Below are 12,954 nucleotides of genomic sequence, written 5' to 3' on the forward strand. Positions count from 1 at the left end.
TTGATTATGAAGTCTGTTCAAAAGATCAAATTAGGAATTAGTATTGGAGATCTAAATGGTATTGGAGGCGAGATCGTCTTAAAGACTTTTGATGATTCTAGAATGCTGGATTTTTGCACTCCTATTATTTTTGCTTCTGTAAAAACGCTAAGTTTTTTAAAGAAACACTTTAATTTATCGCTTAATTTTCAAGGTATAGATGAGGTTTCTCAGGCTATAGATGGAAAGATAAATGTGGTAAACGTTTGGAAAGAAAACGTAGCTATAGATTTTGGAGCAGAAGATCCTAAGATTGGGAAGTATGCCTTCCTATCTTTAGAGGCTGCTACTAAAGCTTTAAAGAATGATGAAATTGATGTTTTAGTAACAGCCCCTATCAATAAGAATACAATACAGTCTGAAACCTTTAATTTTCCTGGGCATACAGATTATCTTGCCAAAGAATTGCAGGGGAATAGCTTAATGTTCATGATTTCAGATAATTTAAAGGTAGGTCTTTTAACAGATCATGTGCCTTTAAAAGATATTGCAGAGGTAATTACTCCAGAGCTTATAGAAAAGAAGATCAATATCATTCAAAAAACACTTCAGCAAGATTTTAGAGTTTCAAAGCCAAAAATAGCTGTGCTAGGAATAAATCCTCATAGTGGAGATAACGGGCTTATTGGAAAAGAAGACGAAGAGGTTTTAAAGCCAACGTTAGAGAAGATTAGAGAGAAGGGATCCTTAGTTTATGGTCCTTATGCAGCAGATAGTTTTTTCGGTTCTAAAAATCATATGAATTTTGATGCTGTTATAGCTTCCTATCATGATCAAGGCTTAATACCTTTTAAAACCTTATCTTTTGGGGAAGGTGTAAATTTTACCGCAGGTCTTAACAAAGTTAGAACCTCTCCAGATCATGGTACTGCCTTTGAAATTGCCGGGAAAGACTGTGCAAATATCAATTCTTTTAAAGAGGCAGTTTTTAAAGCTATTGAGATATTTAATACTCGTAGTGAGTATAAAAAACTAACAAAGAATCCCTTGAAAAAGCAAAGTAAAAAGATATAAACAAAAATTTGTTTATAACGAAGCGTTAATTCATTATATTTTATATCTTTGCACCTGCCTTTTCCGGAGGGCAAACGCTCGAAATAGATTATGTTATGAGGAAATTAGCAGCGTTTTCAATTCCGTTTGTAGGATTGAAACCAGGTAAGCATGAGTTTGAGTACCAATTGAATAAAGAGTTCTTTGAAGATTTTGAATACGAAGAGTTTAACAGCGTCAATTTAAAGGTTGATCTGCTGTTTGACAAAACGCCTACTATGATGGAATTAAATTTTCATGCGGAAGGTGTTGTAAACGTAAACTGCGATCTTACTAATGAGCCTTACGATCAGCCAATTAACGGGGATCTTAGGTTGGTAGTAAAGTTTGGAGATGAATTTAATGATGATAATGAAGAGATATTGATATTGCCACATGGGGAGTATCAGATAAATGTAGCTCAATATATATATGAGCTTGTTGTTCTCTCTGTTCCATTAAAAAGAATTCATCCCGGAGTTGCAGATGGATCTTTAGAGTCTGAAGTACTCAAGAAATTAGAAGAATTAAGCCCTAAAGAGGCTAAAGATATTGATGAAAATGAGAATGGGGAAGATATCGATCCCCGCTGGAATAAATTAAAAAACTTATTAAACGATAAATAATACGTAGCAATGGCACATCCTAAGAGAAAAACCTCTAAAACCAGAAGAGACAAGAGAAGAACCCATTATAAGGCTTCTGTTCCACAAATTGCCAAAGATCCTACCACAGGAGAAGCGCACATTTACCATAGAGCGCATTGGCATGAAGGTAAATTATACTACAGAGGTCACGTGTTGATTGACAACACTGAAGAAGTAGAAGCATAATTAAGAGCTAAACTTTATTTGAAAACTCTCACTAGGTGGGAGTTTTTTCTTTTAAGTTGAATAAGTCCTAAAAAGGCCTTAATTTACACCCCCGTTCAAGGAAAATTTAGTACATTTCTCTACCTAGATTTCAGAAATTTTCTGAAATTTGGTGTGTAAAATTCGATTTTTATGAATAAAATCACAGCAGCGATCACAGCTGTAGGTGCCTACGTCCCTGATGATATCTTAACCAATAAGATGTTAGAAAAAATGGTTGATACCAATGAAGAGTGGATTGTTAGCCGAACAGGAATTAAAGAGCGCCGTATCCTTAAAGACCCTTCTAAAGGGACTTCCTACCTAGCCATTATGGCTGCCCAAAATCTTATAGATAAAAAAAACATAGATCCTAAAGAGATCGATCTGGTAATTTTAGCCACCGTTTCTCCAGATATGCCTGTGGCTGCTACCGCAGTACACGTGGCAACAGAAATTGGAGCAACTAATGCTTTTGCTTATGATCTACAGGCCGCATGTTCAGGATTTCTTTATGGAATGTCTACAGCGAGTGCCTATATAGAATCTGGGAGATATAAAAAAGTTCTTGTAATAGGTGCAGATAAAATGTCATCTATTATAGATTATACAGATAGAACTACCTGTATCATCTTTGGAGATGGAGCAGGAGCAGCACTTTTTGAACCAAATTACGAAGGTCTTGGCTTTCAAGATGAAATATTACGAAGTGACGGGATAGGTAGAAAATCACTTAGAATTGAAGCTGGTGGATCTTTATTGCCACCAACTGAAGATACCGTTGCTAAAAAGCTTCACTATGTTACCCAAGATGGTAAAACAGTATTTAAATACGCTGTTTCCAATATGGCCGATGTTAGTGAACAGATCATGAAACGTAACAATCTAACCAATACAGATGTAAATTGGTTGGTAGCGCATCAAGCTAATCAAAGAATTGTGAGTGCCACTTCCAATCGCATGAAATTGGAAGACGAAAAAGTGCTTATGAATATTGAACGTTACGGAAATACAACCTCTGCAACCCTTCCGTTATTACTTAACGATTTCGAAAGTAAGTTGAAAAAAGGAGATAATATTATCTTTGCCACATTTGGAGGTGGATTCACATGGGGATCTATCTATCTAAAATGGGCCTATAATTCTTAATAAACCAACAATCTAATATTATGGATTTAAAAGAAATTCAGAATTTAATCAAGTTTGTAGCTAAGTCAGGTGCTAGTGAGGTAAAACTTGAAATGGACGATGTAAAGATTACCATTAAAACAGGATCCGAAGAAAAAGAGCATACCTATATGCAACAAATGCCTATGGGTGGCCAAATGCAGCAAATGCCAATGCAACAATCGCAGGCACCAGCTCAACAAGAGCAATCTCAGGCAGCTCCGACTCAAGAATCTTCAGCCCCTCAGGGAGACGACAATTCTAACTATGTAACTGTAAAGTCTCCAATTATTGGAACCTTCTATAGAAAACCATCTCCAGATAAAGATGTTTTTGTAGAAGTGGGAGATACCATTAAAGAAGGAGATGTACTTTGTGTTATTGAAGCAATGAAATTGTTCAATGAGATAGAAAGTGAAGTTTCTGGAAAAATAGTTAAAGTATTGGTGGATGATTCTTCTCCAGTAGAATTTGATCAACCATTATTTTTAGTAGATCCATCTTAGATACTACCCGTTCTTCAAGAATTTAATTTTACTGTTTCAGTAAAAAATATAAAGGTATGTTTAAAAAAATATTAATTGCCAATAGAGGGGAAATAGCACTACGTGTTATTAGAACCTGTAGAGAAATGGGAATCAAAACCGTGGCGGTTTATTCTACAGCAGACGCAGAAAGTCTTCACGTACGTTTTGCAGATGAAGCTGTTTGTATTGGACCTCCACCAAGTAATTTATCTTATTTAAAGATTTCCAATATCATTGCTGCTGCAGAGATCACTAATGCAGATGCAATTCACCCTGGATATGGATTCTTATCAGAAAATTCTAAATTTTCAAAGATCTGCCAGGAACATAATATCAAATTCATTGGAGCTAGTCCAGATATGATCGATAAAATGGGAGATAAAGCTTCTGCTCGCGCCACTATGCTTGCAGCAGGAGTACCCTGTATCCCAGGATCTGACGGATTGCTTAAAGATTATGCAGATTGTTTAAAAACTGCAAAAGGAATGGGCTTCCCTGTAATGCTTAAAGCTACCGCCGGTGGTGGTGGTAAGGGGATGAGAGCCGTTCTAAAAGAAGAAAATTTGCAAGCTGCATGGGATTCTGCACGTCAGGAAGCAGGTGCTGCTTTTGGAAACGATGGGATGTACATGGAGAAATTGATCTTGGAACCTCGTCATATCGAGATTCAAGTGGTAGGAGACAGCACAGGTAAAGCCTGTCACCTTTCAGAAAGAGATTGCTCTATCCAACGTAGACACCAAAAGCTTACAGAAGAAACTCCATCTCCGTTTATGACAGATAAGCTCAGAAAAGAAATGGGAGATGCTGCGGTAAAAGCTGCAGAATACATCAAATACGAAGGAGCAGGAACTGTAGAATTTCTGGTAGATAAGCATAGAAACTTCTACTTTATGGAGATGAATACGCGTATCCAAGTAGAACACCCAATTACAGAGCAAGTAATAGATTATGATCTTATAAGAGAACAGATCATGGTTGCTGCAGGAATTCCATTATCTGGTAAGAACTACTTCCCGCAACTGCACTCAATAGAGTGTAGAATTAATGCAGAAGATCCTTATCACGATTTTAGACCTTCTCCAGGAAAGATCACCAATTTACATGCACCGGGAGGTCATGGAGTACGAATAGATACGCACGTTTATAGCGGATATTCTATTCCTCCAAACTATGATTCTATGATCGCAAAATTGATCACTACCGCTCAAACCAGAGAAGAAGCTATCAATAAAATGAAGCGTGCTCTAGATGAGTTTGTAATTGAAGGTATAAAAACTACCATCCCTTTCCATAGACAATTAATGGATCATCCAGATTATGTGGAAGGAAATTATACTACCAAGTTTATGGAGTCCTGGAAAATGGATCCTATCAAACAAGATTAAAACTAAAACCTCGAGCAATCGGGGTTTTTTTATGGGGTTTCCGCTCCCAAAAGAGCGGCCGGGCTATTCGCTTGTAGTCCCAATCCCAAAAGGTCTTGGGAGCTACCGCTGCTATCCCTAACCCAAATGCTACTTTCAATCTTCAGTTCTATTGCGCTATAGATTGTCACTTCGAAAGAAGAATAGAAGTCTACCATTTATAAAATAAATCTCAGAAATATTTATAACATTAATATTCTCCAAAACTTTATGTAATTTTCATCTCTTAAATAGTATTGATGAATCTTTCTTACTGGGAGTATAAATCCTGGCTTTCCAATATAGATTACACCATTGTTGGCAGTGGTATTGTAGGCCTTAATGCGGCTTTGCATCTTAAAACCCAACATCCAAAAGCAACTATTCTGGTTATAGAAAGAGGAATGTTGCCCAACGGCGCAAGTACCAAAAATGCAGGTTTTGCATGTTTTGGGAGTCTTTCTGAAATTCTCGATGATCTAAAATCACATTCTGAAGACGAAGTTTTAGAATTGATTAAAAAAAGAGTTGCAGGTTTACAACTACTTCGTGAAAACTTAGGAGATAAAACTATTGTCTACAAACCTTGGGGCGGATATGAACTTTTCTTGCCTCAAGACAAAGCACTCTTTCAAGAATGTATCTCCAAAATGGGTGCTGTCAACAAATTATTGAAGCCTGTATTTAAAGATGCAGTTTTTAGCGAAGGCAGCAACAATTTCAACTTTAAGAATATCGAAAATTCGCTTATTTTCAATCAATTTGAAGGGCAAATCAACACCGGAAAAATGATGGAAGCACTTTTACATAAAGTGCAGTCTGCTGGAATAAAGATCTTGAATAATGTGAATGTTTTGGAGTATTCAGAAAGCAATACTTCAGTAAAAGTTAAGACAGATAATTTCGAATTTGATACGCTAAAATTAGTGATCGCTACCAACGGTTTTGCTTCTAAACTTGGAATCGACAATGTGAAACCTGCAAGAGCTCAGGTATTGATCACTAAACCTATCAAGAATTTAAATATCAAGGGAACTTTCCATTTGGATAAAGGCTATTATTATTTCAGAAATATAAATAATAGAATCTTGTTAGGTGGTGGTAGAAATTTAGATCTTAAAGGAGAAGAAACCACAGAATTGGTGCAAACAGATCTTATTCAGAATAGATTAGAACAACTTCTAAAAGAGACCATATTGCCGAATGAAACTGTGGAAATAGAGCAAAGATGGAGCGGAGTAATGGGCGTTGGAGATCAAAAAATAGTGATCGTAAAAAAATTGTCAGACAAGGTTAGTTGCGGGGTGCGTTTAGGCGGAATGGGCATAGCAATAGGAAGTTTAATAGGTAAAGAATTAGCAGAGATATCTTAATTATATGAAACGAATATTTAAATTTTTCTTGAGACTTATTGGATGGTTATTTCTATTCAGTTTATTTATAGTCTTACTATACAAATGGGTTCCGGTGCCATTTACTTCTTTAATGGCTATTAGATATTTTGAAAATCCTTCAGAAGAAATAAAGCATGATTGGGTGCCTATAGAATCTATTTCTCCTCATTTACAATTGGCGGTGATCTCCAGTGAAGATCAAAACTTTTTAAATCATAGTGGCTTTGATATGAATGCTATTGAAAAAGCTATTGAAAGAAATAAAACAGGAAAGAGAGTACGAGGTGCGAGTACCATTTCTCAACAAACTGCTAAGAATGTGTTTTTATGGCCAAACAGAAACTGGTTTAGAAAAGGAATGGAAGTTTATTTCACTTTTTTGATAGAAACTTTGTGGAGTAAAGAACGCATCTTAGAAGTCTATCTTAACAGTATAGAAATGGGAAAAGGAGTATACGGGGCAGAAGCAGCTTCTCAATTATGGTTTAGAAAACCTGCAGCTAAACTTTCGGCTTATGAAGCTGCTGCAATTGCTGCAATTTTACCAAATCCAAGACTGTACAGAGCAAATCCTGCAAGTAGCTATATACAAGGAAGGAAATCTTGGATAGTGCGCCAAATGAATAATCATGGTCCTTTTAATTTAAAATAGGCTCTTAAAATTTAAAGATTGAAAGAACAATTATTTACTGCTTGTAAGGATTATTTAGAGGAAAGAATTAATAGAATTCAGTCTTCTTTAGAAGATCTTAATGAGGCGCTTCAAAATGAAACCAAGAGCAGCGCTGGAGATAAATACGAAACTAGTAGAGAAATGATAAATACGGAAGTGAATAAACTTTCGGTGCAACTTCAGCAATTTAAGAAGCTTCAAGCTACGCTCGAAATGGCAAGAATTAGAAAAGATTCAACTACGGTTCAACTAGGTAGTGCGGTAAAAACTTCTGCAGCAAATTATTTCTTAGCAATTCCTGCTGGCGAAATAAATTCAGGGAAAGAAAAATTTTATGCTATTGGTGTAAATTCTCCTGTGGCGCAAGCTTTAATGGGAAAAGCTGTAAGTGAAAACTTTAGTTTCAACGGGAAAGAAAATAAAATCTTAGATATTTTCTGACCTAACTTCGTTTTGTAATAATAGCTTCAGAAACTTTAATCCCTACGATCTCATTTATTTCTAATGCCGAAGCATTTTCAAAAAAGATAGTTTGTCCGGAAAGAGCTGCTTTAATTAAATATGCATTTCCTTTAAAATAGCTTTTCAACACTTTTACTTTCAGCTTGGAAGATTTAGAAATTTTGATCTCATCTGGATATAGTAAGATCTTCTTTTTACTATTAGCATCTGGAGAGAATTGATTTAAATGGATCTCGTTCACATCCCCAAAAAGCGAAGCCACATATTTATCTTTTGGATGCTGATATAAATTAAAAGGAGCGTCCTTAGCGTGAATTTTGGTATTCTTCAGCACAATGGTTTCATCTGCAAAAGAAAGCGCATCTGTGCTATCGTGAGTGGCTATAATGCAAGTAATATTCTTTTCTTTGAGATAAGCAAAGAGTCTTCTCCTCAAATTATTCTTTCTAAAATGGTCTATATGGCTAAAAGGCTCATCCAGCAAGATCAATTCCGGTTCGTTTGCTAAAGCTCTGGCAAGTGCTACCCTTTGTTGCTGGCCACCGCTTAATTTGCTGGCTTTTACATTGGCCATGTCTTGCATTTCTACCACACCCAACAATTCTTTGATCCTGCGCTTTTTTTTGACAGGATACATGTTGCTAAGATATTTTCCCACATTTTCCTGAACACTTAATGGAGGCATCAGATCAAAATCTTGCGCAAGGTATTTTATAAAATCTTCTCCGGGAACCAAATTAAAAGTAGGACCTAAAAGCTCTTTTCCATTCCAAGTAATAATTCCGTCTGTATGATGCAACCCATAAATGAGCTGAAGTAAGGTGCTTTTTCCACATCCGCTGGCTCCTATAATTGAAACATTTTGACCTTTTTCTATTTTTAAGTTGATATTCTTTAAAATTGGAGTTTTATCATAAGAAAAAGAAACATTTTTCAATTGTAGCATAGAAGCAGTTTTAGTAGGTGATAAATTTAAGATAAACTTTTTAGGCTTTCTACAAAGAAAAAGACCCCTGAAGTTATTTCAGAGGTCTTTATAAATAGTTAATTTCAACTAAAATTCGATTATTTACATCTTATTCGGCAAACTTTTGAAACCCATATTGTAAAGGGTAAAAGCAAATATATCTGCATATTCCTCTATGATCATAGCTGTTGGTTTCCCCGCTCCATGACCAGCTTTGGTTTCAATTCTAATAAGAACAGGTGCATCTCCCGCTTGTTTTTCTTGTAATTCTGCAGCAAATTTAAAGGAGTGTGCAGGTACCACTCTATCATCATGATCTCCGGTAGTTACCATAGTTGCCGGATATTTAGTTCCCTTTTTTACATTATGAACAGGAGAATAAGCGTAGATGTAATCAAACATTTCTTTGCTGTCTTCGGAAGTTCCATAATCATAAGCCCATCCGGCTCCTGCTGTAAAGGTGTGATATCTCAACATATCCATAACACCCACTGCAGGTAATGCTACCTTCATAAGATCTGGACGTTGCGTCATTGTTGCCCCAACCAATAATCCTCCGTTAGACCCACCTCTTACGGCTAAATAGTCGCTTGAAGTATATTTATTATCGATTAGATATTGAGCTGCCGCTATAAAATCATCAAACACATTTTGCTTTTTCATTTTGATCCCTGCATCATGCCACTCTTTTCCATATTCTCCACCACCTCTTAAATTAGGCACTGCATAAATACCACCTTGTTCCATCCAAACGGCGTTGGCAATGCTAAAAGAAGGCGTTAAGCTAATATTGAATCCGCCATAACCGTAAAGTATGGTTGGATTTTTACCATCTAATTGCACTCCTTTTTTATGAGTGATGATCATTGGGACTTTAGTTCCATCTTTTGATGTAAAGAAAATCTGCTTGCTTTCATACGCTGAAGGGTCAAAGTCTATATCTGGTTTATTATATAATTCAGATTCTCCTGCTTTGATCTCATATTTGTAAATACTACCCGGAGTTACGTAATTTGTAAAAGAATAGTACAATACTTTTTCTTCTTTTTTAGCACCAAAACCTCCTGCAGAACCAATTCCCGGAAGTTCAATTTCTCTCACTAATTTCCCGTCATAATCAAACTGTTTTACTTTAGAAACTGCATCTACCATATAATTGGCAAAAAAGTAACCACCTCCCGTAGAAGGGGTAAGTACGTTTTTGGTTTCAGGAATAAAATCTTTCCAATTTTCTGGAGTTGGATTAGAAGCATCTGCTGTTACTATTCTTCCATTAGGAGCATCTTTATTAGTGAAAATGAAAAGTTTAGAACCATCATTTTCCATTACATAAGAATCTGTTTCCTCATTGTCTAGAATAGTGATCAATTCTGGATTGTCTTTGGTAAGATCCATCATGAATAATTTCCCGCCAGATGTAGAATTTCGAGCAGAGATATACAAGTAATTATTATCTTCTGAAACACTTCCACCTACATACCGATGTTTTTGGGCTGCAGTAGCTCCAAAAACCAATTTATCATCTTTTTGATTTGTACCTAATTTATGATAGAATAACCGATGCTGATCTGTTTTTGCTGAAAGCTCGCTTCCTTCTGGCTTTTCATAACTAGAATAGTAAAACCCTTCGTCGCCTTTCCAAGAAAGGCCACTGAACTTCACGTCTCTCAATGTATCTTCTACTATTTCTTTAGTTTCAGCATCTAAGATCAAGATCTTTCTCCAATCGCTTCCACCTTCAGAAATACTATAGGCCGCTTTTTTTCCATTTTTTGAAAAACTCATTCCGCCTAATGAAGTAGTTCCGTCTTCACTAAATTTATTCGGATCCAGAAAAACTTCCGCTTCTCCATCATCTCCTTTTTTGCGATAAATTACATACTGATTTTGCAACCCATCATTCTTATAAAAATAGATATAGTCTCCTTCTGTAAAAGGAGCACCAAGTTTTTCGTAATTCCAAAGCTTGGTTAAACGCTCGTTCAAATCTTTGCGATATGGAATTTTTTCTAAATAATTAAAGGTGACTTCATTTTCGGCCTTTACCCAGTTCTCTGTAGCTTCACTTCTGTCATCTTCCAGCCAACGATACGGGTCTTTTACTTTGGTTCCAAAATAATCTGTTACCGTATCTACTTTTTTAGTTTGTGGATATTTCAAATTTGTTGATTTGTCGTTAGTATGATTTTTATCATGCTCCTGTGCATTGGCAAGGGGAGCGGTAAGCATTAAACATATCGACAGTAATTGTAATTTATTCTTCATATGTTGATATTTTTTGATTCGTAGTATTGACGCAATGTGTATCTGAATTAAATTCTTACTAAGATCATTTTATATTATTGAAATTAAATCGTCTTTAAATTTAATACAAAATGCCCATAAGTTGAAATCTTACAGGCATTTAGATTTTATTTTTGATCTTTTGTATTGAATTGTCGCATCGAGCGGAGTCGAAGGGTTAAGACATCTCGGCTCCGCTCGATGTGACAGAAGGTTTTCATTTTGAGATTAAACCAAATTGTGACTCACCAAATATTCCGCAATTTGCACAGCATTGGTAGCAGCTCCTTTTCTTAAGTTATCTGCAACTATCCACATATTCAAAGTATTTGGTTGCGAATAATCTCTTCGTATTCTACCCACAAACACATCATCTTTTCCTTCCGCATAAATAGGCATCGGATACGTATTTACAGAGGGATTGTCCTGTACAGTAACTCCAGGAAAATCATTCAATAACTTTCTAACGTCATTTTCATCGAAATCATTTTCAAATTGAACATTTACCGATTCGCTATGCCCTCCAACAACTGGAATTCTAATAGCGGTTGCCGAAACATTTACGCTATCATCTCCAAGGATCTTTTTGGTTTCGTTCACCAATTTCATTTCTTCTTTGGTGTATCCATTATCCATAAACACATCGCAATGAGGAATAGCGTTTCTATGAATAGGATACGGATAAGCCATTTCGCCTTTTTCCTCTTTATATTCGTTTTTTAACTGCTTTACCGCCTTAACCCCAGTTCCCGTTATAGACTGATACGTAGAAACTACTACTCTTTTAATCTTGTACGCATCGTGTAGTGGCTTTAAAGCCATTAGCATTTGGATGGTAGAACAGTTTGGATTGGCAATAATCTTATCTTCTTTACTCAACTCATTGGCATTGATCTCCGGAATGATCAATTTCTTATTTGGATGCATTCTCCATGCAGAAGAATTGTCGATAACTGTAGTTCCAACCTCAGCAAACTTAGGCGCCCATTCTAAAGATGTATCTCCTCCCGCAGAAAATAACGCAAGATCTGGTTTTAAACTAACGGCTTCTTCAAGGCCAATAACTTTGTATTTTTTATTTCTGAAACTGATCTCTGTTCCCACAGATTTTTCTGAAGCAACAGGATAAAGCTCAGTGACTTCAAAATTTCTTTCTTCTAAAACTTTTAGTATAATATTTCCTACCATTCCGGTGGCTCCAACTACTGCAATTTTCATATGAACTATTTTAATAAACTGAATGCAAAGGTATATTACATGAAATAATCTAGGCATCTAGAAATCACATAATTTATAACTACATCTTTAAATTAAACACAATTCTAATTTTTGTGTAAAAAAATACCCCGCTTTCACGGGGTTTGGTTGTTAAAATATGTAGTGTAGCGGTAAGCGTACTTCTTTATTTTAGATATAACTCTTTGAAATGTTCAACTCTTAGTCCTCTATAGAACATTTTCCAAATTTCATTTTTTTCAATCACTCCCTTACTTACAAGTCTCAGACCATCTATATAAGTTCTGTAAATTAAAGTATATGTAAAGAGAAAGCTTACAAAAACCAAAGAGTTAATATTGAACATTCTCAAAAAGAAGATCATTAGAACCAATGGTGTTATGATAGCAAAGTAATAAAAGTAGATATTTTTCATTTTAAGAGTTTTGCTTTTTCAGCTCATCACGAATTTCAATCAACAATTCTTCTTGGGTTGGTCCTTTTGGCGCTGGAGCAGCTTCTTCTTCTTTTTTCTTAGTCTTTTCATAAGCTCTTAAAAATAAGAATACAAAAAGTCCTACTAAAATAAAGTAGATAATTGCCTGAATAAGATTTCCATATGTTAGCACAGCAGCTTCAGCTTCTTGAGCAGCTTCTAGCGTTGCATATTTAGTGCCGTCTAAAGAAATAAATTTCTGAGAGAAATCTGCACCCCCGGTTAATACTCCAATAATAGGCATAAAAATATCTGCCACTACAGATGCTATTACTTTATTAAAAGCAGCACCAATTACTACAGCAGTAGCAAGCGCAACTATATCCTTCTTCATTAAGAAGGCTTTGAAATCCTGAAAAAAAGCCATATATGTTAGTTAAATAGTTAGTTTGTAAGCAATTTAGCTAAAAAATTAAAAGCTGTGCTAACTTTCTTTTTATAA

The 12,954-nt window shown here is 35.6% G+C and carries 14 protein-coding genes; 9 read left to right on the forward strand and 5 right to left on the reverse strand.

Annotated features, from left to right (window positions below; translation table 11 throughout):
* Positions 1 to 6: 6 nt before the first annotated feature.
* From pdxA to BLT84_RS04510, 9 genes are all read left to right on the forward strand, one after another.
* Positions 7 to 1,053, forward strand: a complete 1,047-nt coding sequence (gene pdxA / locus BLT84_RS04470) for a 4-hydroxythreonine-4-phosphate dehydrogenase PdxA (RefSeq protein ID WP_034887094.1) — start codon at positions 7 to 9, stop codon at positions 1,051 to 1,053.
* Between the two features lie 95 nt (positions 1,054 to 1,148).
* Positions 1,149 to 1,697, forward strand: a complete 549-nt coding sequence (locus BLT84_RS04475) for a YceD family protein (protein WP_091263174.1) — start codon at positions 1,149 to 1,151, stop codon at positions 1,695 to 1,697.
* A 9-nt stretch (positions 1,698 to 1,706) separates the two neighbouring features.
* Positions 1,707 to 1,904, forward strand: a complete 198-nt coding sequence (rpmF, locus tag BLT84_RS04480) for a 50S ribosomal protein L32 (protein ID WP_034887091.1) — start codon at positions 1,707 to 1,709, stop codon at positions 1,902 to 1,904.
* Between the two features lie 171 nt (positions 1,905 to 2,075).
* Positions 2,076 to 3,071: a beta-ketoacyl-ACP synthase III gene (locus BLT84_RS04485; RefSeq protein ID WP_091263175.1), complete on the forward strand. Its 996-nt coding sequence runs from the start codon at positions 2,076 to 2,078 to the stop codon at positions 3,069 to 3,071.
* A gap of 20 nt (positions 3,072 to 3,091) precedes the next feature.
* Positions 3,092 to 3,595, forward strand: a complete 504-nt coding sequence (accB, locus tag BLT84_RS04490; RefSeq protein ID WP_091263177.1) for an acetyl-CoA carboxylase biotin carboxyl carrier protein — start codon at positions 3,092 to 3,094, stop codon at positions 3,593 to 3,595.
* A 56-nt stretch (positions 3,596 to 3,651) separates the two neighbouring features.
* Entirely contained in the window at positions 3,652 to 5,004 is a 1,353-nt protein-coding gene (accC, locus tag BLT84_RS04495; RefSeq protein WP_034887087.1) for an acetyl-CoA carboxylase biotin carboxylase subunit, read from the forward strand.
* Positions 5,005 to 5,282: 278 nt separating this feature from the next.
* The gene (locus tag BLT84_RS04500; protein WP_091263179.1) at positions 5,283 to 6,395 is read left to right on the forward strand and encodes an NAD(P)/FAD-dependent oxidoreductase; all 1,113 of its coding nucleotides are present in this window, start codon (positions 5,283 to 5,285) and stop codon (positions 6,393 to 6,395) included.
* Between the two features lie 4 nt (positions 6,396 to 6,399).
* A complete protein-coding gene (gene mtgA, locus BLT84_RS04505) occupies positions 6,400 to 7,068 on the forward strand; it encodes a monofunctional biosynthetic peptidoglycan transglycosylase (RefSeq protein WP_091263181.1) in 669 nt (222 codons plus the stop codon).
* 18 nt (positions 7,069 to 7,086) lie between these two features.
* Positions 7,087 to 7,530 (forward strand): transcription elongation factor, encoded by a 444-nt coding sequence (locus tag BLT84_RS04510; protein WP_091263183.1) that lies wholly within the window; start codon positions 7,087 to 7,089, stop codon positions 7,528 to 7,530.
* 1 nt (position 7,531) lies between these two features.
* Here BLT84_RS04510 and BLT84_RS04515 read toward each other — a convergent pair whose 3' ends face one another.
* The 5 genes from BLT84_RS04515 to mscL form a co-directional block, all read right to left on the reverse strand.
* Positions 7,532 to 8,497, reverse strand: a complete 966-nt coding sequence (locus BLT84_RS04515) for an ABC transporter ATP-binding protein (protein ID WP_091263185.1) — start codon at positions 8,495 to 8,497, stop codon at positions 7,532 to 7,534.
* Positions 8,498 to 8,620: 123 nt separating this feature from the next.
* Entirely contained in the window at positions 8,621 to 10,783 is a 2,163-nt protein-coding gene (locus tag BLT84_RS04520) for a prolyl oligopeptidase family serine peptidase (RefSeq protein WP_091263187.1), read from the reverse strand.
* A gap of 246 nt (positions 10,784 to 11,029) precedes the next feature.
* Positions 11,030 to 12,019 (reverse strand): aspartate-semialdehyde dehydrogenase, encoded by a 990-nt coding sequence (locus BLT84_RS04525; protein ID WP_091263189.1) that lies wholly within the window; start codon positions 12,017 to 12,019, stop codon positions 11,030 to 11,032.
* Positions 12,020 to 12,203: 184 nt separating this feature from the next.
* Positions 12,204 to 12,452, reverse strand: a complete 249-nt coding sequence (locus tag BLT84_RS04530; protein WP_091263191.1) for a hypothetical protein — start codon at positions 12,450 to 12,452, stop codon at positions 12,204 to 12,206.
* A gap of 1 nt (position 12,453) precedes the next feature.
* Positions 12,454 to 12,879, reverse strand: a complete 426-nt coding sequence (mscL, locus tag BLT84_RS04535; protein ID WP_034887079.1) for a large conductance mechanosensitive channel protein MscL — start codon at positions 12,877 to 12,879, stop codon at positions 12,454 to 12,456.
* Positions 12,880 to 12,954: the final 75 nt, after the last annotated feature.

The sequence above is a fragment of the Gillisia sp. Hel1_33_143 genome, assembly GCF_900104765.1.
Lineage (GTDB): Bacteria > Bacteroidota > Bacteroidia > Flavobacteriales > Flavobacteriaceae > Gillisia.